26 protein-coding genes are annotated in these 21,794 nt (G+C 38.4%); 16 read left to right on the forward strand and 10 right to left on the reverse strand.

Features of this window, described 5'->3' with window-relative positions; all coding sequences use genetic code 11:
* Nucleotides 1–41 precede the first annotated feature (41 nt).
* Nucleotides 42–308, reverse strand: coding sequence for a hypothetical protein (locus R2S08_RS01430; RefSeq protein ID WP_316833532.1), 267 nt, complete (start codon nucleotides 306–308; stop codon nucleotides 42–44).
* Between the two features lie 222 nt (nucleotides 309–530).
* On the opposite strand from R2S08_RS01430, the gene R2S08_RS01435 reads away from it, so the two are divergent.
* Entirely contained in the window at nucleotides 531–884 is a 354-nt protein-coding gene (locus R2S08_RS01435; RefSeq protein ID WP_316833533.1) for a hypothetical protein, read from the forward strand.
* A 67-nt stretch (nucleotides 885–951) separates the two neighbouring features.
* On the forward strand, nucleotides 952–1,119 hold the full coding sequence (locus R2S08_RS01440) for a hypothetical protein (RefSeq protein ID WP_316833534.1): 168 nt from the start codon (nucleotides 952–954) through the stop codon (nucleotides 1,117–1,119).
* Between the two features lie 151 nt (nucleotides 1,120–1,270).
* Here R2S08_RS01440 and R2S08_RS01445 read toward each other — a convergent pair whose 3' ends face one another.
* The 3 genes from R2S08_RS01445 to R2S08_RS01455 are packed head-to-tail and all read right to left on the reverse strand — an operon-like array spanning nucleotide 1,271 to nucleotide 3,676.
* Entirely contained in the window at nucleotides 1,271–1,540 is a 270-nt protein-coding gene (locus R2S08_RS01445; protein WP_316833535.1) for a hypothetical protein, read from the reverse strand.
* Complete coding sequence (locus tag R2S08_RS01450) at nucleotides 1,537–2,934, reverse strand: radical SAM protein (protein WP_316833536.1); 1,398 nt, start codon at nucleotides 2,932–2,934, stop codon at nucleotides 1,537–1,539. Before R2S08_RS01450 ends, R2S08_RS01445 begins: the two co-directional genes overlap by 4 nt.
* Entirely contained in the window at nucleotides 2,927–3,676 is a 750-nt protein-coding gene (locus R2S08_RS01455) for a prolipoprotein diacylglyceryl transferase (RefSeq protein WP_316833537.1), read from the reverse strand. Before R2S08_RS01455 ends, R2S08_RS01450 begins: the two co-directional genes overlap by 8 nt.
* A 165-nt stretch (nucleotides 3,677–3,841) precedes the next feature.
* Here R2S08_RS01455 and R2S08_RS01460 point away from each other — a divergent pair, with 165 nt between their 5' ends.
* Complete coding sequence (locus R2S08_RS01460) at nucleotides 3,842–5,578, forward strand: GMC family oxidoreductase (protein ID WP_316833538.1); 1,737 nt, start codon at nucleotides 3,842–3,844, stop codon at nucleotides 5,576–5,578.
* Nucleotides 5,579–5,589: 11 nt separating this feature from the next.
* Entirely contained in the window at nucleotides 5,590–6,222 is a 633-nt protein-coding gene (locus tag R2S08_RS01465) for a gluconate 2-dehydrogenase subunit 3 family protein (protein ID WP_316833539.1), read from the forward strand.
* A gap of 8 nt (nucleotides 6,223–6,230) precedes the next feature.
* On the opposite strand, the gene R2S08_RS01470 is transcribed toward R2S08_RS01465, so the two are convergent.
* Together R2S08_RS01470 and R2S08_RS01475 are read right to left on the reverse strand one after the other, a co-directional pair.
* A complete protein-coding gene (locus R2S08_RS01470; RefSeq protein ID WP_133777545.1) occupies nucleotides 6,231–6,464 on the reverse strand; it encodes a hypothetical protein in 234 nt (77 codons plus the stop codon).
* 82 nt (nucleotides 6,465–6,546) lie between these two features.
* Nucleotides 6,547–7,377, reverse strand: a complete 831-nt coding sequence (locus tag R2S08_RS01475; RefSeq protein WP_316833540.1) for an AraC family transcriptional regulator — start codon at nucleotides 7,375–7,377, stop codon at nucleotides 6,547–6,549.
* An 85-nt stretch (nucleotides 7,378–7,462) separates the two neighbouring features.
* On the opposite strand from R2S08_RS01475, the gene R2S08_RS01480 reads away from it, so the two are divergent.
* The 4 genes from R2S08_RS01480 to R2S08_RS01495 all read left to right on the forward strand — a co-directional run bounded on the left by R2S08_RS01480 (nucleotide 7,463) and on the right by R2S08_RS01495 (nucleotide 10,289).
* Nucleotides 7,463–7,735, forward strand: a complete 273-nt coding sequence (locus R2S08_RS01480) for a hypothetical protein (RefSeq protein ID WP_316833541.1) — start codon at nucleotides 7,463–7,465, stop codon at nucleotides 7,733–7,735.
* 4 nt (nucleotides 7,736–7,739) lie between these two features.
* Entirely contained in the window at nucleotides 7,740–7,922 is a 183-nt protein-coding gene (locus R2S08_RS01485) for a hypothetical protein (RefSeq protein WP_316833542.1), read from the forward strand.
* The gene (locus tag R2S08_RS01490) at nucleotides 7,919–8,659 is read left to right on the forward strand and encodes a metallophosphoesterase family protein (protein WP_316833543.1); all 741 of its coding nucleotides are present in this window, start codon (nucleotides 7,919–7,921) and stop codon (nucleotides 8,657–8,659) included. The genes R2S08_RS01485 and R2S08_RS01490 overlap by 4 nt, the downstream gene beginning before the upstream one ends.
* A gap of 154 nt (nucleotides 8,660–8,813) precedes the next feature.
* Entirely contained in the window at nucleotides 8,814–10,289 is a 1,476-nt protein-coding gene (locus R2S08_RS01495; RefSeq protein ID WP_316833544.1) for a hypothetical protein, read from the forward strand.
* A 129-nt stretch (nucleotides 10,290–10,418) separates the two neighbouring features.
* Here the strand turns inward: R2S08_RS01495 and R2S08_RS01500 are convergent, their stop codons facing one another.
* Entirely contained in the window at nucleotides 10,419–10,832 is a 414-nt protein-coding gene (locus R2S08_RS01500; RefSeq protein ID WP_316833545.1) for a hypothetical protein, read from the reverse strand.
* A gap of 329 nt (nucleotides 10,833–11,161) precedes the next feature.
* Here R2S08_RS01500 and R2S08_RS01505 point away from each other — a divergent pair, with 329 nt between their 5' ends.
* Entirely contained in the window at nucleotides 11,162–12,124 is a 963-nt protein-coding gene (locus tag R2S08_RS01505; protein WP_316833546.1) for a glycoside hydrolase family 19 protein, read from the forward strand.
* A 16-nt stretch (nucleotides 12,125–12,140) separates the two neighbouring features.
* Here R2S08_RS01505 and R2S08_RS01510 read toward each other — a convergent pair whose 3' ends face one another.
* Nucleotides 12,141–14,510: an ABC transporter permease gene (locus R2S08_RS01510; RefSeq protein ID WP_316833547.1), complete on the reverse strand. Its 2,370-nt coding sequence runs from the start codon at nucleotides 14,508–14,510 to the stop codon at nucleotides 12,141–12,143.
* Nucleotides 14,511–14,703: 193 nt separating this feature from the next.
* Here R2S08_RS01510 and pepE point away from each other — a divergent pair, with 193 nt between their 5' ends.
* Entirely contained in the window at nucleotides 14,704–15,408 is a 705-nt protein-coding gene (gene pepE / locus R2S08_RS01515) for a dipeptidase PepE (RefSeq protein ID WP_316833548.1), read from the forward strand.
* Here pepE and R2S08_RS01520 read toward each other — a convergent pair.
* Entirely contained in the window at nucleotides 15,369–16,049 is a 681-nt protein-coding gene (locus tag R2S08_RS01520; protein ID WP_316833549.1) for an ATP-binding cassette domain-containing protein, read from the reverse strand. The genes pepE and R2S08_RS01520 overlap by 40 nt on opposite strands.
* 340 nt (nucleotides 16,050–16,389) lie before the next feature.
* Entirely contained in the window at nucleotides 16,390–16,869 is a 480-nt protein-coding gene (locus R2S08_RS01525; protein WP_316833550.1) for a GNAT family N-acetyltransferase, read from the reverse strand.
* Between the two features lie 122 nt (nucleotides 16,870–16,991).
* Between R2S08_RS01525 and R2S08_RS01530 the strand changes: the two genes are divergently transcribed.
* From R2S08_RS01530 to R2S08_RS01555, 6 genes are read left to right on the forward strand one after another with little or no spacing between them, the layout of a single operon-like run.
* Nucleotides 16,992–17,687 (forward strand): HAD family hydrolase, encoded by a 696-nt coding sequence (locus R2S08_RS01530; RefSeq protein WP_316833551.1) that lies wholly within the window; start codon nucleotides 16,992–16,994, stop codon nucleotides 17,685–17,687.
* A complete protein-coding gene (locus R2S08_RS01535) occupies nucleotides 17,684–18,520 on the forward strand; it encodes a phosphoribosyltransferase family protein (RefSeq protein WP_316833552.1) in 837 nt (278 codons plus the stop codon). The genes R2S08_RS01530 and R2S08_RS01535 overlap by 4 nt, the downstream gene beginning before the upstream one ends.
* Before the next feature lies 1 nt (nucleotide 18,521).
* Nucleotides 18,522–19,076, forward strand: a complete 555-nt coding sequence (locus tag R2S08_RS01540; protein ID WP_133777532.1) for a TerD family protein — start codon at nucleotides 18,522–18,524, stop codon at nucleotides 19,074–19,076.
* Nucleotides 19,077–19,082: 6 nt separating this feature from the next.
* The gene (locus R2S08_RS01545; protein ID WP_133777531.1) at nucleotides 19,083–19,697 is read left to right on the forward strand and encodes a TerD family protein; all 615 of its coding nucleotides are present in this window, start codon (nucleotides 19,083–19,085) and stop codon (nucleotides 19,695–19,697) included.
* Nucleotides 19,698–19,724: 27 nt separating this feature from the next.
* Nucleotides 19,725–20,822 carry a toxic anion resistance protein gene (locus R2S08_RS01550; RefSeq protein WP_316833553.1) on the forward strand — a complete coding sequence of 366 codons (1,098 nt, stop codon included), beginning with the start codon at nucleotides 19,725–19,727 and terminating at the stop codon, nucleotides 20,820–20,822.
* Nucleotides 20,823–20,831: 9 nt separating this feature from the next.
* On the forward strand, nucleotides 20,832–21,794 hold the full coding sequence (locus tag R2S08_RS01555; RefSeq protein ID WP_133777529.1) for a hypothetical protein: 963 nt from the start codon (nucleotides 20,832–20,834) through the stop codon (nucleotides 21,792–21,794).

The following is a 21,794-nucleotide window of genomic DNA, read 5'->3' on the forward strand; positions in this document are numbered from 1 at the left end:
AAAGAAACAAGGTCTGCAAAGAAATGCAGACCCTGTTTATACTATGCTTTGCTTTCCGCTACTGTTTCAGCTTTATCCTCAGCAGCTACTTCAGTTGTAATGATATTGCTTAGATTTTTGTTTACTTTTTTTGCAAGCTTTTTTGATAGCTTATCGGAAGCTCTTTTTAATTCTTTTTTGACTTCCTTTGGATCATGACCAAGTGTAGTGATGGCTTGCTCAAGTTCTTGCAGAATTTTAATGTCTAACTCTTTACGGATCTGTTTTTTCGCAGACTTCGCTGCAAGTCTTTTCTTTTTCTTACTCATGGATAATGTTAATTTACAGCCGCAAAGTGACATAAAATTATTGTTAATTTTATATTATCATTATGTTAAATGAAGAATTGAAACTTAACATTGAAGTAAGGAATCAATTAAAATAACTGTTAAAAATATTTGGTAAATCCCTAGGGACGATTGGTTTTGTTATCTTTGTTAAAGATGAACAATTTGCAACAAAAAATAAACTGGAGAATTTTTCCGCATATCATGCTGGCAATCCTACTGTTTTTTGGTTTGCTGAATTCATTCGGTATCACAGTTTCAAGAACTTCTGGCTTTGAAACCAAAGCGACAACTGACCAGCCTGTTCAAACAGAAAGTTTTAAGAAAACGCAGATTTATTACAAGAGTTTTCTGCATCAAAGGATTTTAATTAAGCTGGCCTATAAAATTCTAAATGTATCTCAGCAGATTTTGTCTTTGATCTATTCTATAGAAATTCATATCAAGTTCGTGCTCATGGCAATCCTGATGCTCTTGATTGCATCTATAAAGATGGAATTCCTTAAAAAGGCATTTCTAAAGTTCAGCAGAAGACAACAGTTCTGTAACCTGGCCTAGTTCCAATCATTTTATTAAAATTTATTAACGGACACTAGCGGCCTGTAGGCCGGTTACATCATTTTCTATGAAACAGTTTAAAAAAATACTGCGTCTTACCGGACTTGGTATCTTAATTATATTAGCCTCATTTGGTATTGGACTGGGCGGCCCACCTCCGGTGTTGCCAAAAAACAGAGAGAAAGACAGGATGGAATGGGTAGAAAACAAAGAAGAGAAGGAAAATCCAGATTAGACAAAAAAAACAGGTAGGCACCCTGCAAAAAAAAAAGATATATCTGCAGAGAATGCCTTCTAAGATTTGCGGGCTTTTTCAGCCCGCCTAAGCTTAGGCAGCATTCGAGCAGATGTATCTTTTTTTAATAAAACACCCTGCTATCAATCCCTTATCTCATGTCTAGCTTAAAATTGCTTACACAAGTGGCAAAACCAATGACCAGAATGAGCAAAGCGGCCAACACCCAGATCCATCGCTTTTGAACAATAGCCAGGATAACACAAATAAAAGCGTGAAAGCCAGCAAACATAAAAGCGGCAATGCCACCATCTCCGCCGCCGGTATATACACATAAAATGGAATACACTGCAAAGATACCCAGATTGATACCCAGTATTTTCAAATCACCAGGTTTCTTATTTTGTTGTTGCTCTATCATATACTGACTTCATTTTTAAGAACGTTTAGATACTCAATCTTGTCATCCCTGTAGAAAAGATTCATGGTTTCAAAAGGGATGATCTTCATGTCTTTATTAACAATGTGTACACAAGATTTTTTAATTGCTCTAACATCAAAATTCTGTGCATCAATAAAGTTCATAATAATCACTCTAAAAAGATTATCATAACTCAATTCGGGCGCATCAATGGCAGGTAAGCAACACAGAATTGATTTTAAATGTTCATTTGCCACCTCTACAGAATTTCCTGTACTAAACATATGCAGCAAATGCGGTTTTAAATGCTCATCGTTTTCATATACAATTGTGTTTCTGGAATTGTCCAGCAAATCATTAGGATCAATTAGCCGGGTCAGTGGGAAAACACTCCCGCCGAGCTTTAACGCATAGCCCATAACCAGGGCATCCGGATTACATGGAACCGGAAGAAGATCAGCAGCCGTAAATACATCAGTTTGGTCGAGAATGGCCGATCTGACCTCGGTTAAAGTATATCGGTCAGTTGCCTGATTATAATTTTCCAGGCGACCGGCTTGTTGGGTTGGCTGAAAAGTAACGCCCCTGATGCAGGGTTGTTTTAGAGCATACTCGATAATTTCTCCGATTTCATCGGTATTCAACCCTTTCTGCAGCGTTACGACTAAAGTTGTGGACAGATTATATTTGTTAAGGTGTTCAATAGCTTTTCTTCTTACCTCTCTTAAATCTTCACCACGTAGCTTTTCCAGGGCTTCTTTTTTAAAGGAGTCAAACTGGAGATAGATTTCAAAATCTGGCATATAAGAAGCCAAGCGGGCTACAAATTTTTCGTCCTTTGCAATTCTGATGCCATTGGTGTTCAGCATAAGGTGTTTTATGGGTTTGCGTTTGGCGATATCCAGAATTTCGAAGAATTGAGGATGCACGGTGGGCTCTCCGCCACTAATTTGCACCACATCAGGTTCACCCTCATTTGCAACAATCACATCAAACATTTGTTCAATTTCTTCCAGCGTCCGGTGGCGGCCATAGCTTGGTGAAGACATCGCATAGCAGGTAGGACAGGAGAGGTTGCAGCGGTCAGTAACTTCAATAACAGTTAAGCAGGAATGCTGTTCGTGGTCCGGGCATAAGCCGCAATCATAAGGACAGCCAAAGTGGGTAGAGGTATTAAATTTTAAGGGAATTTCACTTCTTTTTGCATAATTCCGGCAGCTTTTATAATAGGCTATGTCGGTTGCAATCAATACCCTTTCACGTCCATGTTTTGGGCAGTGTTTAAGCATGTAAACTTTATCGTCCTGAAAAACGATCTTAGCATCAATTCTTCTCAGACAGGTACTGCACAAACTTATGGTATAATCGTAGTAAATGTACGGGCGTTCAGGCATAGGATTTCAGTAGTTTTGAGGGGTTAGCGAATAATTTATAATAATATAGTAATCCGGCAATACAGGCCAGCTGTATCACAGATAAACCGAAATTAAAAACATAATCAGGTTTTATAAATTCAATACAAAAGCGAAAAAAGAGATAGGAAGCCAGCATTAATTTAAAGCGTGCCCCATTTTCCAGTGCGTATTGCTTTTCAAGATTATAAAGTGAAATCCAAAGCAGGATCCAGAATATGATTTCATATAAATTGGTGGGGTGCCTGGTTATACCATCGCCAAAATCAATGGCCCAGGGCAAGGAACTTGGAATTCCATAGGTGCCATCATCCAAACCAGCAAAATGGCAACCCAAACGGCCGAGGATCATGGCCAGTATAATTGGGTAAACCATCATATCACCCGAGGAGAGGGATACGCCAATTTTCTTCTTTATCAGTTCAACACCAATCAGCCCACCCAATAAACCACCAACAATAGTTGTATTTCTCATAAAATAGAGAATGCCCATATTTTTTAGATATTGTGGGTTTTCCAAAACACCAAGAATATGAGATCCCAGAAAACCACCCAGGGCCGCACCAATGAAAATAAGAATACGGTGTTCATCACTGATCTGATCTTCCTGTTTACTTCTTAAATAAATATAGTACCGGTAACCAAGAAAATAAGCGAGTGTTTCGCATATAAAATGGATTGGGACAAAGGATTCACCTAGTGGAATATTGGCTGGATAATGCAAATCTTAAATTTTGGTTGTACCAATTTACAACAAATTATGTACCCTTTATGATTTTTTGCCAGCCAGCCCCGTTCTAAATGCTGGCGTTGATAAATTGTTTTACTTAAGTTGTAACTAAGTATTTGAAAGTCATATATTGTAGTCATAAAACTCCGAACCAAATATATGAGTGAATTTCAAATCAAAAAATCACCTACTGTTTATGATGCTATTGTAGTAGGTTCAGGCGCAGGCGGTGGAATGGCTGCATATGTCCTGGCTAATGCAGGTCAGAAGGTTTTAATGCTTGAAGCTGGCCAGTATTTCGATCCAAAATTAGATGCACACCAATTAAAATGGCCCTGGGAATCTCCCCGGCGAGGTGCAGGTACCGTTAGACCTTTTGGCGATTTTGATGCTTCTTATGGAGGCTGGGAACTGGATGGTGAACCCTACACGAAAAAAGATAAAACGGAATTTGAATGGTTCAGGTCAAGAATGCTTGGTGGAAGAACCAACCATTGGGGGCGGATTTCCCTGAGAATGGGGCCTCATGATTTTAAATGCAAAGATGGTTTGACGGATGACTGGCCAATCACCTACGATGATCTGAAGCCGTTTTACGATAAAGTTGACCGCATGATCGGTATTTATGGTACTGTTGAGGGCTTGGAAAATGAACCTGATGGAATTTTTATGAAGCCACCAAAACCCCGGTTGAATGAGCTTTTTATAAAAAAAGGCGCAGAGAAAGCCGGAGTAAAAGTGATTACCGGCAGAGGTGCTGTACTCACTGAATCTATTAAAGGGAACAATGATCGTGCGCCTTGTTTTTACTGTGGCCAATGTGGCAGAAGCTGCAAGGTATATGGTGATTTTTCTGCTTCTTCCTGTTTGGTTATTCCTGCTGTAAAGACAGGTAACTTAACTGTCATTACTGATGCAATGGTCAGGGAAGTGATTATAGATAAAGATGGAACGGCCAAAGGCGTCTCTTATGTGAACAGGCGGGACCTGCAGGAGTATCAGGTCAATGCCAGATTGGTCATTCTAGGAGCCAGTGCCTGTGAGTCGGCAAGGATTCTTTTAAATTCCAAATCTCCTCAACATCCGGCTGGACTGGCAAACAGCAGCGGGGTAGTTGGTAAATATCTACATGATTCTACAGGAGCCAGTGTTTCTGGATTTTTACCGCAATTAATGGATCGGAAACGATATAACGAGGATGGCGTGGGCAGTGTCCATATTTATTCTCCCTGGTGGCTCGACAATAAAAAACTTAATTTTCCAAGGGGTTATCATATAGAATATGGTGGTGGAATGGGTATGCCTTCCTATGGATTTGGTTCGGGAGTATCTGTCATGAATGGCATGGTGCCAGACAGAAATGGAAAGATGAAAGATGCCGGTGGATATGGTGCCTCACTGAAAGATGATTATCGCCGTTTTTATGGGACAGGAGTTGGTATGGCCGGCCGTGGTACCGCAATAGCCAGAGCCGATAATTATTGTGAAATTGATCCGGATGTAATAGATAAATATGGAATTCCTGTGCTGAGGTTTCATTATAAATGGGCACAGGAGGAGATTAACCAAGCCAAACATATGCAGGAGACTTTCCTTTCTATTATGAAAGAAATGGGGGCTGTGGTCACTTCAAAAATACAAGGCCAGGAAACAAATTACGGTCTGGAGGCTCCCGGAAAGATTATTCATGAAGTTGGTACCATTCGTATGGGAGATGATCCAAAAAAATCAGCCTTAAACAAGTATTGTCAGGCGCATGATTGTAAAAATCTATTCGTAGTTGATGCAGCACCTTTTGTTCAGCAAGGAGATAAGAATGCAACCTGGACAATTTTAGCTTTGTCTATGAGGACCGCTGAATATATTCTGGCACAAAAGAAAAAACAAAACATTTAAAGATTGAGCTTATGAACAGACGTGACTCGATAAAAGCATTAGGACTTACAGCGATAAGTACCAGCGTACTTATAGATGCCTGCAAGCCATCTGAAACTAAAACGGACGCCAGTGCGCCAGAAGAAACAACAAAAGAGGCTGGGCGGGAACATTGGGAAATAGAACGGGATAAAGAACTCCATTCAGAAACCTTCTTTACCAGCCATGAAATGGCAACCATTACAGTCCTTGCAGATATTATTATTCCAAAAGATGATGTTTCCGGAAGTGCATCAGATGCGAAAGTCCCGGAATTTATTGAATTTATAGTAAAAGATATACCCGAACATAAGATACCAATGCGCGGCGGTTTAAAATGGCTGGATCTGCAGTGTCTGAACCGTTATCAGAAACCTTTTGTTGAAGTTTCAGCAAAAGAGCAAATTGCTATGATCGATGAGATTGCTTATCCTCAAAAAGCCAAACCGGAAATGAAGCCTGGAGTGACTTTTTTTAACAGGATGAGAAACCTCACTGCATCCGGTTTTTACACTTCAAAAATTGGTGTAACAGATATTGGTTATGCGGGCAATGCTCCAAATCAATGGCAAGGTGTTCCCGATGAAGTATTAAAACAATATGGAATGCAGGATGTAAAGATTTAAAAAGAAAATCAGGACCGGATCACGACCCTGTACTTGCCTTCATTGAGGTGTTCATGGCGTGAACGGTTCTCGAAATTGATATTAATGGTGTTTTTATCTACTATTCTGGTGTCAGGAGTAATTTGCTGACCTGTCGCAACTTCATAAATGGCGAGGATAACATCTCTTGTGCCCAGATTGTGTACGATGTAATAGTTTCCGTTTTTCTCTACTTGTATAGTCTCAACGTATTTATTTTCCATGGTCAAAGGTACGGATAATATTACGGTGCAATTGTCAAAGAAATATTATGAATAAATTAATAGTGTAATTTATTAAGATGGTTTATCTTGCTTCTTTTGGATTGGTCCCGTAATTTTTTTTGAAAAACTTATTGAAGTGACTCAAATCATTAAACCCAAATTCCATGCTGATCTCTTTTAGCGGGTGTTCCGTGTATTTAAGCCTATTTTCTATCAATTTCAGTTTGTAGTTATCTATATAAGTTTTAATTGGCACCCCCATTTGCTTCTTAAACAATCCAGTTAGATAATTAGGCGAAAAATGAAACACTTCTGCAAGCTCCTTGAGTTGCAAATTACGAGGATTACGGATGTGCTTATGGATATAGTTTACAATAGACATTACTGTGTTTTCCTGACTGGAAATCTTTGGAGACAATTCCTTTACTGCCGTTTTTTTGAGGAGTGAAAACACCGCCCTGATGAGATAAAAGATGGTTTCATTTCCAGAATTGTGGCTGGTTTCCCATTCCCGGATAATTAAATGGATCAATTGCTCTATTTTAAAAAGCTCTTCGGCGGAATTGACCAGGCAAGACTGCAGGGTAGAACTCAGTGCTAATAACTGTTCCATTAATTTGCTCCATTCCTGTAAGCCCTGATCGGCAAAAGGACCGTCTAAATAGATATTTGTAAACTTCAAAATACTAAATTCTGTTCTGTCCTGGATCTCGAAAATGTGATAGTCTTCAGGAGAAAGCAGAAACAAACAAGGTCCCTGATACCATTGAGGTACTTCATTGAGGTAGTGAAATCCATTGCCCGAATGAATAAATGCCAGTTCGAAATGATTGTGGTTATGTACGGGGAAAGGCCATTTTGTTGTGGTAAAATGCCTGATATAAAGCGCATCGTGCTGTATGAATCTTTCCAATTGGTGTTATTTACAATTTTATTGTTTAAATGTACAATTTAAGTGGTGGTTGAAGGCCTAGGTTTGTGTCAAAATTATTCCGCTTATGGCTATCACTATACTACTCAAACTTTATTTACCTAACGTAGCGCCCAAATTCAAAGGAAATTATCTTGACCTTTTAAAATCAACTTTGTCTTTGATTAAAGAGCACAGAGTATTAAGACAAGCCTGTTTTCTGGGATCTTTTACCTTCGGTGTGTTTTGTTCCTTTTGGACAACCCTAACCTTTCATCTGAGCACAGCGCCTTTGAATTATCAAACCGGTACAATAGGTTTATTTGGCCTGATCGCCATCGGAGGAGCACTTGTTGCATAGTCGCTTGAATACCATTTATGTAACTGTTTATTTTATTGGCGGAGCTTTAGGTACTTATTGTGGTTTGCTTTCCTGGAAATTAGGCGGCTGGAATCTTTCTACCTATCAGATGCTGCTTTGGAGTGGAATTGCCCTGATTATTGTAGTTGTATCCCAAACTGTAACCCGAAGGAGAACTGTAAAATGATAAAAATAGCCGTTTTTAGTGATGTACATGGAAATCTGCCTGCTCTTGAAGCCGTACTCGAAGATATAGAAAGGAGAGGTGCAGATCAGATCTATTGCCTGGGGGACCTGGTTGATTTTGCCCCCTGGAATAATGAGGTGATCGATCGGATCAGAAAACAAAAAATACCCTGCCTGATGGGTAATCATGATGAAAGAATTGCTTTTGATTTAGATATCCTGCCCCTGGTTAAACATAGTGAAGAAGAAACAACAGCAAGAACTCTGGCCATTCGTCACACCAAGAAAACACTGACCCGGACAAATAAAGCTTATCTGTCCAGTTTACCCCGTCAGATCAAATTGAACTTTGGGGAAACACCTGTAAAAAATCTTTTGTTTGTTCATGCCAGTGTAAGAAGTAATGATGAATATATCTATGAAGACCATGATACAGCAGACTTAAAACAGATGCTGCAGACTGAGCAAAGTGAGGTTCTGGTCATGGGGCATACCCATTTGCCATACATTCGGAAAATTCCCGCTGTTGAAAATGCTTCGTCAGATTTGTTATTCGTTAACTGTGGTTCGGTTGGCAGATCAAAAGAAGCCGGACGTTTAGCGACTTATTGTATGCTGGTTATTAATAATAAAGAGATTGATGCTGAGGTTGTTAGGATTGAGTATGAGAAAGATAAAACAATCTTGGCTATCTGTAAGAGTGAGATCCCAGACTTTTATGCTAATTTTTTGAAATGATAGTTGATTTCAAAGGGTCATCAGTTTATTGTAACAGATTACACAATAAATAGAATAAATTCATGATATTTATCAAATTTAAACCGAAAATGCAGTTAAAGGAATATTTCTTAACACCAAATTGCATTTCAGTATCATGGAAATTTGATTATATATGGATGAGAAGCCTCTCCTTGATAAATTGAAATCGTTAATATGTTTTAAGGCTGGCCTTAATCATGTAACGCCTGCCGACTGCAAACGGATTTCGATAGATATCAGGAAAGAATTCGATAAGAATGTTAGTGAGACAACGCTGAAAAGACTTTTTGGCTTTGCAGCCACGAAGTTTGCTTTTTCGAAGTACACCATCACAGCTTTGTGTGAGTATGCCGGAAAACCGGAGTATATTGAATCTCTGGCAGAGGGTGGTACGCATTTTGGTGATAAGGAAGACATATGGGAAAAAGTAAGTTGTCACGCTGATAGAATTACCAGAATTACACTAAAGAATATCAGCTGCAGATCTGGATTACCCTATCAAACAACTGTAGGCAGAAAGTTTGCTGAACACGCTTTTGAAGAATTTTGTGAGGGACGGTTTAATTTTATGGCGTTTGTAGCCCCAGCTGGTTATGGTAAAACTATTTTACTTAGTCGGCTGATCGATAAGTATATTTCAGATAAAGAAACTATTTATAAGAGTTATTCTGTTCTTTTTGTAAAATCGAAGCTTTTTTTAACCCACAATAAAACAAAACTCCAGTTTGAAAATCAGCTTAAGGCGCTCCTTGGTTTTGCAAATCATTCAAAAAAACTTTTTGAACTGCTTTCTGACCAGTCACCAAAAGAAAATAGAAAACTGATTCTGATTGTCGACGACTATAGTGAATACCTCGCTGACTTTATGAACCGATTGGTTCCGGGGCTTATAAAAGTTGTTGTAGCAGTATCGTCGGAAGATTGGAAATGTTTAAATAAAAGGCTAAAAGTTCCGGCATATGTGTCGCCCGTCCCCTTACTCAACCAAATTGAAGTCGATCAGATATGCTCTAATCTTGGGATTCTTAAGGCTGAGCCCGAACTGTTTGGATTACTGACATTTCCATTTTATATATCATTCTATTTTCAATTTAAAATGGAGAATAAGAATGATCATCACAATCGTGTTGTGATTTACCAGGAGGTAATTGCCAGGTTTATAAAAGAGAAGATTTATCAGTCCAATAATTACACAGAAAAAATCCTGCTCCTCAAAAAACTTGTCCAACAGATGGGGTATGGGGTACAACAAGATGAAGTAAACCTGGATCTGTTTTGCGTCGAATTAATGGTGTTTAAAAATGCCTATGATGAGTTATTGATCGATGGTATCCTGGTGGAAGATCTAAAGACCATACGTTTTATGGATAAAAATGTTTTCGAATACTTCTTGTTTATTGAACTTTTAGAGCAGTTTAATCTGAATGCAGACCTCATTTTTCTCCGCTTCATCAACCGTGTTTATGGTGGTAGCCAAAGAGAGTTTGCTTTGTTAAAATGGTCAATACGATATATGGTAAAAACCGGGAATCCGAATGCAGAAGAATATATTTATCGCCTGGAACTGGAGGGAACAGAGAAAAAGGAAATTAAAATGCTGTTGGTTTAATTAAACCAGAACAACACCTCGCCATCTGCTGTCGCTTCTGTGAGAGATATAGAGAAAGCAAAATAATTTCTATAAAACTATTTGTTATGGCCGTTGTCTCCCAAAGAGGAAGACAACGGCCATAATAACTTACATGAACGGGTAAACCAGTGAACCTGTAACGACTTGATTTCCTGAATAAGACTCGGTTTTTACGGATTTTCCATCAACAAAAATCTCTGCTTTAATATTACCTCCGGTATAAGATGTAACGCCGATAGAAGCTGCTTCAGCATATTTTACATTTCTTTTAAATGTTTTTGTAAAAGGAAGCGCAGCATCACTAACATTGCTGTTTCCTCCTGTTTCGTTGGAAAAAATAACATTTGCTTTAGTTAAATCTGGTGAAGTGATTTTATATTCTATAGTCACTTCTTTCGGATAGCTGCTGTCTGGTGATTGTGGGCCGTCATCCTTACTTTTGCTACATGAAACCACAATAGCCATACAAGAAATAAACGCTGCAATTTTTAAAGTTTGTTTTTTAAATACAATAAGATTCATAGGTTTTTATTTAAATTTATAGATGAATATAGCGGCAAAAATCGCCCATCCTTTGAGTTTCTGCAATCCTCGGATTTGTGGTTTTTCATCTACTGGTTTTTTGGTATTTTCGAAAACCAAAAACTATTGAACAATAAAATTAAGCAGCCCATGATAGCTTCATAACCTTTAAAATTAATTATATACTAATGAAACCATCATGAGCAAACGCTCGCAAACAGCAATGAATATGTTCATGATAGCTTCATCTCCATTAAAAAACAAACCGAGTTTACGAGTTCATTAATACAAATGAAAACAATACACAAAGAATTAATAATTATATACTGATGAGAAATATAATATTGAAAATGAGTATACTCTTTTTAGTTATGGCGATGGCTGCATCTGAAGCAAGTTGCAGTTTATATGCTCAGTCACGGAAATCCTCTCTTCTTTCATTTTTTTCAGAAAAGGATTTTAATCGGTTTTTCCCTCAGCATGATCAGTTTTTTTCTTATAAATCATTGAAACAGGCGGTTTCGGAAATGTCAGTAGTGAAAATCAGAATTGAAAAAAGAGGGATATGGATCTTTAAAATAACCAAAACTGATCTGGTAACTGGGAAAAGTACAGTAGTACGGCAGGATCCCGATTGGGAACAAGACTGGGCGAAAAAAGAACCTTATTCCAGTACAGAGATCAATTATGGTGATTTCTGCGCAAATCTCAATAAAAAGGAAGCTGCAGCTTTTTTTGCCCATATTGCTCATGAAACCCGTAATGGTGTAAATGGAAAGTTTAATGATGGGCTGATGCTAACACATGAACTCCGTAGAGACCTTGATTATGTAATCCAAAATAAGGTATATCCAGCTGTAGCTGGTCAAAAATACTATGGGAGAGGCCCTTTACAATTGAGTTATAACGGCAATTATGGGTTTGCCTCTACCGTTATTTTTGGAAACCCAGATATATTGTTGAATAAACCAGATCTGGTGGCTAAGGATCCGGTTTTATCTTTTAAAACAGCAATTTATTTCTGGATGACGCCACAGAACAGGAAACCATCGGTACATGCTGTCATGACAGGAGAATGGAAACCCTCAGAGGCAGAAAAGGCCTCAGGTTATGCACCAGGTTTTGGAATGACCATTAACCTCATTAATGGCAGTATAGAGTGTAATAAGGGAGAAAATAGTTCCGGAATGCAGGACAGGATTGGTTTTTATCGGTATTTCCTGAAATTACTTAATGTTTCAGACCCCAACTGTGTCTGTTCCTGTGGTAAAATGGTACCCTTTCCATCTTAATAAGCCTGATTATAATTTATTCATCTCTTAAGCACTGAATTGGATCTGCTCCGGCAGCTTTTATCGCTTGCAAGCCCACTGTTAGCCAGGCAATGAGCAAGGCCAGCAAGCCTGCTGCAAAGAAATACCAGAGCTGGAGTTCCATTCTGTAAGCAAATGTGTTTAACCAGTACCTGGTCATTACATAGCTGAGGGGTAAAGCGATCAGGATTGCAAAGAACACAGGTTTAGCAAAATCTTTGGATAAAGTGTAAACAATATTCATTTCGCTGGCACCTAAAACTTTTCTGATGCCAATTTCCTTTAATCTTCTTTCTGCAGTAAAAATGGCCAGACCAAATAAGCCAAGGCAAGAGATGACTACAGCTATAGAAGCAAAGTACCTGGACAATACCGATACCCGGGTTTCTGCAATGTATTGTGCCCGGAAATCTTTGTCCAGGAATTTAACATTCAGGCTAAAGCCAGGATTATAGGTTGCGTTTAATTTCTGCAAATCATCTGTAACTTCTTTTACTTTACCCGGACTAATTTTGACCATCACTCTGTTGGTTCCAACAGGAGCATATCTTAAAAACATCGGTTTTACGGGCTCATGCAAGGATTCAAAATGAAAATCCTTGATTACACCAATGATTTCGAAATTTTTGCCCCAAAGCATAAATGTTTTGCCAACTGGATGACTTAAACGCATCACTCTTATACCTGCTTCATTGATAATGATCTTTGAGGTGTCTGCGCCAAACTTATTGGAAAAGCTTCTCCCGCTGGCCATTTTTATACCTAAAGTCTCTATCAGACCGGTATTTACCGTTGCCCTTTGAAACTTAATAGCCTCTTTTGGATTTCTTCCTTCCCAGCTGAACTCTCCAAAAGTATAACTCAGGTCTCCAAGTAGTTCCCGGTCTATGCTTGAGACATTGAGGACACCAGGGATTTTTTTTACGGCATCAATAGCAAAGTTTACATTGTCTCTGAATTTTCCTTCGGTTTCAAAATAGATCACGTTATCTTTCTGGTATCCCTGGTTTTTTGTCTGCACATATTCGATCTGCTTATAGATCACAAAAACACCTACAATTAAAATCACCGATAAGGTAAATTGGAAAACAACCAATCCCTGGCGTGTCCATAATGCTCCTGAACTGAGGTTGAGTTTTCCCTTTAAAGCAGAAACCGGCTTAAGTCCTGAAAGATAGAGTGCCGGATAGCTTCCTGATACCAGGCCGGTGAAAAGGGTTATGGCAAGAAGCGTTAAAATAAGTGAAGAACTATAATATAGGCTAAGTTCCTTTCCGACAATCTGATTAAATTGAGGCAGTAACAGTTCAACTATAAGCAAAGAAACAAATACCGCTAAGATAGTGAGCAGAATGGATTCTGCCATATACTGTAAAATGAGTGAGCCTCTTTGTGCGCCCATTACTTTTTTGATGCCTACCTCTTTTAATCTGCGGGAAGCTTTTGCTGTAGACAGGTTCATGAAATTAATGCAAGCGATCAAAAGGATAAAAACGGCAATAAGAGAGAATAGCTTTACATAATCAATCCTTCCTCCATCCACTTTCCCATTTTCAAATCTGTTGTACAAATAACCATCAGCAAAAGGTCTGATGAACAAGCTAATGTTTTTCTCTCCCTTTGATTTTAAAAAGCCTTCTAATTTTGCGTTAAATTGTACCGGGTCGGCACCTTTTTTTAAGACAAAGAAAGTATTTGGACCGTAGTTTCCCCATTTCAGATAAGTTTCACTAATGTTGAATAAGGCATCCAGGGAAATCAGGAAATCAAATTTGTCAGAAGAATTGGCAGGCGTATTTTTAAAAACGCCTGATATCAGCGCTTGCCGGTTACTTTTAACATCAGCATTGGTCCAGGTAAATTCTTTTCCAATAACATCTGTTGTATGAAACAGCTTTAGGGCCAGGTTTTCAGAAATGACCACGGTGTTGTTGTTCTTCAATACCTGATCAGCTCTTCCCATGATCAGCGGATAATCGAATATTTTAAAAAAGTCTGCACCAGCGAATTTTCCTGCAGCTTGTACCGAGGGGTTGTTATTTACAGACACCTGGCTTTGTCCAAGCCAATAAGTAGGGGATACCGTTACCGCAGATGCCACTTCCGGCATTTCTTTTGCCATAGCTTCGGCAAGAATTCCGGGGGTTCCGTCAACTGTATGGATCCCTTCGGTGATATGCTCGTTTTCCATAACCTGATAAATGCTTTGATGGTGGAACCGATCCATTTGCATTTCGTCATTTACCCACAGGTAGATCATTAGAGCGCAGGAAAGTCCTGTCGAAAGTCCAATCAGGTTAATAAAAAAAGAACTTTTATACCTTTTGAAATTTCTATAGATCAATAAGAGGTGGTGCTGAAACATAATTTTTGTGATTTGCCTCTGTTGTTCAATCTATATGCCATGCCATAAAAACCAAACTGACAGTGCCAAATTAAGGTTTTTATATTAATAAGTGTTCGTATACGGACAGATGTAGTTCATATGTGAACAGGTTGGTTAAGGAGAAATTCGATAATTCTATATAGCTTTGAACACAGGTTATACCTTTTACAGTATGAAGAATATCATTTTAGCAAGTACCTCTACTCTATTTGGGCAGGAATATCTTTCCTATCTTTTACCAGAAGTTACCCTTCTATTTAAAGGCATTGAAGAGATCATTTTTATTCCATACGCCAGACCGGGAGGGCTGAGCCACGATGCCTATACCCAGAATGCAGCAGTAACTTTTGCTACGTTAGGCATCCGTGTAAAAGGGCTGCATACTTTCACTGATCCTGCTAAAGCCATCAAAGAAGCACAAGGCTTCTTCACAGGTGGTGGAAATACCTTTTTACTGGTAAAGCAGTTGCATGAACTTGATTTAATGCAAATCTTAAAAGAGGCTGTTGAACAAGGTAAACCCTATCTGGGAACAAGTGCAGGAAGCAATATCGGAGGATTAAATATGCAAAACACCAATGATATGCCCATAGTCTATCCTCCCGATTTTACCACCATGGGACTGGTTCCTTTTAATTTAAATGCCCATTACCTGGATCCGGACCCCAATTCAACACACAATGGCGAAACCAGGGAAACACGGATTAAGGAGTTTCATGTGTTTAATGATGTTCCGGTCGTTGGGCTTCGTGAGGGGAGTTGGATAAGAGTTAAAGGGGAAAGGGTGACCACAGAAGGGAGTAAGAACTCGAGAGTATTCCTTCAAGGAAAAGAGCCTTATGAATTGTCTACAGGTTCTGAACTTAATTTTAAATAGCCTAAACGTTCAAGATCGTCTGAGCTTTTTGTGAGGTGGGTCTTGCCATCTGATAATACATACAAATTGTCGGAGATTTCAATGATATCTCTGTATTTGTGATCGGTAACCAGAATTCCTTTATTCTGTCGCTCGCCTATAATCATTTCCTTGATCTGTTCCACTAAAACAGGACTTAAAAATGAAAAAGGTTCATCCAGTATTGCAAATTGTGCCGACGATTTTAAGATCAGGTAAATTTCAAGTAACCTTTGTTGCCCGGAAGAAAGGTCTTTAAAAGACGATCTATAATGAGATTTAAATTCGGGAAATTGTTTTTCAAATGCCACATATTCTATATTAAAATCTGAAAATATCCTTTTTAATGTTAGCCCGTTTGGAATAAAATGCTGCTGTGGCAGGTAAACGAGCAGGTCCGGTCTTTTAAAAGCATGTAATATAAAATTTCCATCAAAACGGATGCATTTATGAGTAGGGGTTAAGTTGCCATAGATGATATTTAGTAAGCTTGTTTTTCCACATCCGTTTCTTCCCAAAAGTCCAGCTATTTTTCCAGTCTCGCATTTCAGGTAAATGTCGGATAGGATCCTTCTGCCTCCAAATTCGAGTTGAACACTATCTGCTTCTAAGGTATGGGTCATTTAAAGGCTAGCTTAAGGTAAGGGAAAAAATAAATAACATCAAGTCGAAAACCAAGGTGCAAACCCATAATCTTTGTTTCGAAATGCCTAAGTTTTGATAATAGTAAAATTCCTTTTTTTTGTAAGAATTGATGTAGAAGAAAATGGTTGCAAGGGTAAATAGTTTAAACCAAATGATGGCCGTTAAAGCATCCGGTCCAAGTTTAGAAAACATATACGCACAGCAAAGCGTTACAATAATTGTTGCTGCACAAAAGTTATAATAAAATGTAAATAAGAGCCTTACAGTTTTTTGAATCGACATGCTTTCTTTAGAATTCCATTAAGTTACTACAATCTTTTAGAAATAAAAGGTCATTTTATGAATATTGTATTTCTTATCCTTCCAAATTAAGATCGTGTAAATTTCCGGGCTATAGATGAATCCTGCTCTTTCATAACATTTTATAGCCGCAATATTCTGATCCCAGACCAGGAGTTCCGCAGTTTTGGTGTTATAAAGTCTGTCCGATTCTGCCAGCAGAGATTTAATGAACTTTCCGCCTAACCCTTTCCCTCTAAGCAAAGATTCGCCAACCAGGATCCGGGCTAATTTTGGTATCCCACTATCCTGCAATATGATCTCGCCAAAAGCAAAAGGGACTTCATGTTCGTATGCAACATAAAAACGTCGTTCAGGATAGCTTAACTGATAAGTAGTCATCTGTTGCGTGGTCATGGGGTAAGAAAAATCCGTGCCGGCAAACTGAAGTAGCAGGTCTTCATCAGTTACCCATTTCTCCAGGAGCTTAAAATCGTCGGAAGTATAAGGTTTGAGCATATTTGGTCAATAGAATGTTGCGGAAAGATAAATGAATTTTGATAGATTAATTTTAAACTATAGCACTAAATTTGTAACATTAGGCTTTTAAAAACAAATACCAATTGGAAAAAGCGCTCAAGATGACATTTTATAAGCACTATTCATTTGACCTTTGGTTAACTCTTATTAAATCCAATCCTGTATTTAAGGCAGAACGGACCAAATACTTCTATACATATTTTAATGCCACGCGTAAACCTTTGGAAGAGGTTGCAGCAATATTCAGAAAAGTGGATCTTCTGGTGAATGCTATTAACGAGAAGACGGGTAAAAATATAGATGCGGAGGAAATGTACCTGATGGTCATTAGCATCATTAATGACTATTCTACTGCATTTCAAGATGTAGACCTGGAACAGCTCTATCATGAAATGGAAGAATTATTGTTGAAACACATGCCGGTGTTATACTGTGCGGAGTGTACCGACGTTTTATATAAACTAAAGGATGGGAATTCCAGTACCATTAGCCTTTTAAGTAATACAGGATTTATTAAAGGAAAAACGCTAAGAAAAGTGCTTGAACATTTAGAATTAGATAAAGTACTGGACTTTCAGCTGTATTCAGATGAGGTTCGTTTGTCTAAACCCAATCCTGAATTTTTTAATCTCATGCTACAGTCGATAGACAAAAAAAGACATCCCGAACTGGAGCTTCACGATATTATACATATAGGCGATAATCCTGTTGCAGACGTTCTTGGTGCAAATGCCATTGGGATCAAGAGCTTACTGATCAATTCAAATCATCTAACCATCTCACATCTACTTTCATGATTCCATTTACTTATTCTTTGCATAAAATTGATAACACCAGCCATTTTGGCTTTCATCCGGATGACTACAGCCTTTTTAAATTCGGAGATGATCTGGTTGCTGAAAAATTCGGGAAAGACCTGGCCGATGGATTTATCCGGGACTTCCTCTCAGAAAATCAGATCGAGGAACAAATGGTGGTGATTTCCAGTCCATATTCTTTCATCCCAACGGCAACCTTCGCGATGAAAAATTATTTTGTCTACCAGCTGAACCGTTGGCTGGCGGAACAGGGGATGCCCGTCGTACAGGAGGCAAAAGTGCACCGGACCATTACTTATAAAGAAGATTATGGAGAATTGAGTGCGGAAGAGCGAATCAGGCTGATCGGTAACGATTCTTTTCATATTGATAAAGATTTTCTGGAAGGAAAAACCTTATTGTTTCTCGATGATATCAAAATCACCGGGAGCCATGAAAGAATGATTATGAAAATGGTCAAAGCATATCAGCTGAAAAACGACATCCATATGCTTTACTTTGCTGAGCTGGTGAATAAAGAAATTCATCCCAACATTGAGAATTATCTGAATTATCATAAAGTTAAATCCATTTTTGATCTTGAAGAGATTATTAACAGTGGTCATTTCTGTATGAACACCAGGATTGTAAAGTACATCCTGAACTGTGATTATAACAGTTTTGCAGTATTTCTAGGAAGGCAGGATGCACGTTTTATAGATCAGTTGTATGATCTGGCACTGGGCAATGGTTATCACACGATAGAAGCCTATGCTGAAAATCTGGAGCTTGTAAAAAAGAACTTAAATAATAAAAACTATAAATTGATATAATATGGCCATTAACTTGCAAAAAGGGCAAAGAGAAAATATTGGAGCCCCTAAATTTACTATTGGTTTAGGCTGGGATACGAACAGCTCAACAACGGGTACTGCGTTTGATCTTGACGCTTCCGTTTTTATGTTAAACGACCAGAAAAAACTGGTTTCCGATGAGAATTTTGTCTTTTATAATAACTTAATCTCTCCCGACGGTGCTGTGGAGCATACCGGAGATAATCTAACCGGAGATGGGGATGGCGATGACGAGCAGATCAAAGTAGATCTGACAAAAGTAGATTCTAAAGTAAGCGAAATCTGTATTGTAGTAACCATACATGAAGCCGATCAGAGAAGACAAAACTTTGGACAGGTTAGAAACTCTTTTGTGCGTATTTTTGATCCGGTAACAAATGAAGAACTATTGAATTATGAGCTGGATGAGGATTTTTCTATAGAAACTGCAGTGGAGTTTGGCCGCATCTATAAACGCGAAGGCAAATGGAAATTTGAAGCAGTTGGAATGGGAATGAAAGGCGGATTACAGGACTATGTAAACAAATATCAATAAGAAATTATGGCAATCAATCTTCAAAAAGGGCAACGCATCAGCCTTGAAAAAAGCAACGGAAGCAAGCTTCAGAACATTTGCGTAGGAATCAACTGGGGCGCAATAGAAAAGAAAGGCTTATTTGGTTTTGGAAAAACAAAAGAAGCTGTAGATCTTGATGCAAGCTGTGCCTTGTTTAACGACAAAAAACAATTACTGGATGTAATCTATTTTGGCAGCTTGAAATCCAAAGATGGCTCTATTAAACACAGCGGTGATGACCTTACTGGTGATATGGGCGGGGACGATGGATTAGACAACGAGATCATTACTGTAGATTTCACACGTCTGAACCCTGAAGTAAACCATGTCGCTTTTGTGCTGAATAGTTTTAGAGGACATGATTTTGGTACCATTCCTTTTGCCTCTATTCGTATTTATGAAGGAACTCCAACACGCGTAAATGAGGTTTTTGCGACATATGATATTGCACATGGATCCAATTTTGCAGGCCATGTTTCTATGGTGATGGGTATTTTCTATAAGAAAAATGGAGAATGGAAATTTAATGCCATAGGAGAACCTACCAAAGACAGAAAGCTTGAAGATACTGTAAAAACTGTAACACAGAGTTATTTATAAACTCTAAATGCTATCAATTTAAATGCTATGGAAACAACCCCAAATGCCCCTTCTGAAATTACCCCGGTAAAACTGGATAAAGATGGTAATGTAGACTTAACGGCCATCACACCAGAAGAAGAGCAAAAATATAAGGAGATCAGCAAGTCCCTTGAACCCTCTGATGTGAATTCTATATTGAATTACGGGTTAGATGCCCAGAATTCAATGGAGAAATACAGTAACGATTTTCTGGCTTCTGTACGAACTTATAACAGCGGAGAAGTGGGAGGACTGATCAACGAACTGCTTTCTGAATTGAACTATATTGATGTCAATGAGTTAGAACAAAGCGGATTTAAGTCTTTTATTTCAAAAATTCCTTTTCTGAAAAGCTTGGTCGTAGACGTAAAAAAGCTGTTCCAGAAATATGATGTGGTGGTCAATAATATTGACAAGATCACCAATAAAATCAAAGCCGGGCGCTTAAATTCGATCAAAGACAACAGCTCACTTCAAACCATGTTTGATAGCAATGTAAGTTATATCCACCAAATGGAAGAACTGATCATTTCAGGTCAGCTTAAATACAATGAACTGAGCATTAAACTGGCAGAGATGGAAGGGCGCCCTGCGGATTACCAGGATTATGAAATTGCAGATCTCCGGGACTTTCTGGGCAGGCTGGATAAAAGACTGGCTGATATGAAGATCGTCCGTTTTATCATGCTGCAGTCTCTTGCGCAGATCAGGGTTGTACAGAACAACAATACCTCTATTGCTGAAAAAGCACAGTCTATTGTATCTACTACTATTCCAGTCTGGAAAAATCAACTTACCCTGGCAGTTGCCCTGCAAAGGCAGAAAGCCAATGTAGAAATGCAGAAAAAAATCTCGGATACCACCAATACCATTCTTCAGAAAAATGCTGAAATGCTGAAACAAAATAGTATTGATGTGGCAAAGGAGAACGAGAAGACAGTGGTATCCATAGATACCTTAAAAAGAACAACACAATCTTTAATTGAAACTTTAAATGAAGTGAAGAGAATTCACGAAGAAGGCAATCAAAGCAGAAGGGCGCTTGATGGTGATCTGAAAAATTTAGAAGCAGAGCTTAAGAAGAATGTGACGCGTGTTAATTAACTTTAACGCATGGATGAAAACCGTTTAAATATCTTAAAAGAATCACGCAGGGAGATGAGCCGTTTACAGCTTCTCTCTGCGTTTTTTGAAGAGGATGCGGTCTATAAAATCTATCTAAGGAGCCAGGTGATCCACCAGATGTTCGAAAACAATGAAGAACTGGACATAGAAAAGCTGGATCTTTTTCATGTACAGTTTACTTCTAGTGTAATTGAGTTGCTCCGGAAAATAAAAAAAAGCAACGAAAAGAACGTCAGTCTGATCTATGATGAAGTTCATCTGAACGAGGAGCTTATTGCACAGATGAACAACCAGCTTTTTAGTGAAAAAGCATTCCATCTTGACAAGCTGAAACAGGCATCAAAGGTTAATTTGTCTTTAAGAAGATTGTTTGAAGTGCTGTCTGATTTAAGTACAGATTTTCCATTTTCCAAGAACATCAATGCCTTCAGCTCCAGATATGCAAAAGATTTCTTTCATGCCATTTCTCCGGATGAATTAGGCTTGTTGACGGACTATGATCCTAAAAACACCTATGTGAGCAGTTACGCGACCATAGAACGGAAACTGATGGGCTTGCTATGCAAACAGGAATTCCAGACAGAATTCTTTTGTGGTTTAAAATCCGGACAGCTGGCTGCTGAGATCTATAAGTTCCTGGATATAGATCGGTATTTTCTGTTTTTTCCAAGCAGGAATCTTTTTCTGTTCTGTGATTTAAATTTGTTAAATAAAATAGATCTATCTGCTAATAGATCTGAAAAAGAGAAACTGATCCAGGAGCTGGCCTACAAAAATGATAAACTGCAGGCCAATGCTGCTGCTCAAAAAACATTTATTCCTAAAGAGATCATTGATTTGCTGGAGGAGAATTATTTAAAGATATCAGATATTAATTTTATTGATCATTTGAACAATTTTGATGTACAGGCTAATATTTTAAAAGCGATGCTGAAAACGGATCTCTTTTAA

The sequence above is a fragment of the Pedobacter nutrimenti genome (assembly GCF_032678445.1).
In the GTDB taxonomy this organism is placed as follows: domain Bacteria; phylum Bacteroidota; class Bacteroidia; order Sphingobacteriales; family Sphingobacteriaceae; genus Pedobacter; species Pedobacter nutrimenti_A.

Excerpts from the sequence above, each read along its gene's own strand:
- R2S08_RS01510 (WP_316833547.1), bottom strand. The coding sequence starts at position 14,510 with ATGTTTCAGCACCACCTCTTATTGATCTATAGAAATTTCAAAAGGTAT.
- R2S08_RS01545 (WP_133777531.1), top strand. The coding sequence starts at position 19,083 with ATGGCAATCAATCTTCAAAAAGGGCAACGCATCAGCCTTGAAAAAAGC.
- R2S08_RS01440 (WP_316833534.1), top strand. The coding sequence starts at position 952 with ATGAAACAGTTTAAAAAAATACTGCGTCTTACCGGACTTGGTATCTTA.
- R2S08_RS01555 (WP_133777529.1), top strand. The coding sequence starts at position 20,832 with ATGGATGAAAACCGTTTAAATATCTTAAAAGAATCACGCAGGGAGATG.
- R2S08_RS01480 (WP_316833541.1), top strand. The coding sequence starts at position 7,463 with ATGGCTATCACTATACTACTCAAACTTTATTTACCTAACGTAGCGCCC.
- R2S08_RS01535 (WP_316833552.1), top strand. The coding sequence starts at position 17,684 with ATGATTCCATTTACTTATTCTTTGCATAAAATTGATAACACCAGCCAT.
- R2S08_RS01530 (WP_316833551.1), top strand. The coding sequence starts at position 16,992 with ATGACATTTTATAAGCACTATTCATTTGACCTTTGGTTAACTCTTATT.
- R2S08_RS01500 (WP_316833545.1), bottom strand. The coding sequence starts at position 10,832 with ATGAATCTTATTGTATTTAAAAAACAAACTTTAAAAATTGCAGCGTTT.
- R2S08_RS01445 (WP_316833535.1), bottom strand. The coding sequence starts at position 1,540 with ATGATAGAGCAACAACAAAATAAGAAACCTGGTGATTTGAAAATACTG.
- R2S08_RS01460 (WP_316833538.1), top strand. The coding sequence starts at position 3,842 with ATGAGTGAATTTCAAATCAAAAAATCACCTACTGTTTATGATGCTATT.
- R2S08_RS01520 (WP_316833549.1), bottom strand. The coding sequence starts at position 16,049 with ATGACCCATACCTTAGAAGCAGATAGTGTTCAACTCGAATTTGGAGGC.
- R2S08_RS01465 (WP_316833539.1), top strand. The coding sequence starts at position 5,590 with ATGAACAGACGTGACTCGATAAAAGCATTAGGACTTACAGCGATAAGT.
- R2S08_RS01490 (WP_316833543.1), top strand. The coding sequence starts at position 7,919 with ATGATAAAAATAGCCGTTTTTAGTGATGTACATGGAAATCTGCCTGCT.
- R2S08_RS01430 (WP_316833532.1), bottom strand. The coding sequence starts at position 308 with ATGAGTAAGAAAAAGAAAAGACTTGCAGCGAAGTCTGCGAAAAAACAG.
- pepE (WP_316833548.1), top strand. The coding sequence starts at position 14,704 with ATGAAGAATATCATTTTAGCAAGTACCTCTACTCTATTTGGGCAGGAA.
- R2S08_RS01540 (WP_133777532.1), top strand. The coding sequence starts at position 18,522 with ATGGCCATTAACTTGCAAAAAGGGCAAAGAGAAAATATTGGAGCCCCT.
- R2S08_RS01435 (WP_316833533.1), top strand. The coding sequence starts at position 531 with ATGCTGGCAATCCTACTGTTTTTTGGTTTGCTGAATTCATTCGGTATC.
- R2S08_RS01450 (WP_316833536.1), bottom strand. The coding sequence starts at position 2,934 with ATGCCTGAACGCCCGTACATTTACTACGATTATACCATAAGTTTGTGC.
- R2S08_RS01505 (WP_316833546.1), top strand. The coding sequence starts at position 11,162 with ATGAGAAATATAATATTGAAAATGAGTATACTCTTTTTAGTTATGGCG.
- R2S08_RS01525 (WP_316833550.1), bottom strand. The coding sequence starts at position 16,869 with ATGCTCAAACCTTATACTTCCGACGATTTTAAGCTCCTGGAGAAATGG.
- R2S08_RS01550 (WP_316833553.1), top strand. The coding sequence starts at position 19,725 with ATGGAAACAACCCCAAATGCCCCTTCTGAAATTACCCCGGTAAAACTG.
- R2S08_RS01495 (WP_316833544.1), top strand. The coding sequence starts at position 8,814 with ATGGATGAGAAGCCTCTCCTTGATAAATTGAAATCGTTAATATGTTTT.
- R2S08_RS01470 (WP_133777545.1), bottom strand. The coding sequence starts at position 6,464 with ATGGAAAATAAATACGTTGAGACTATACAAGTAGAGAAAAACGGAAAC.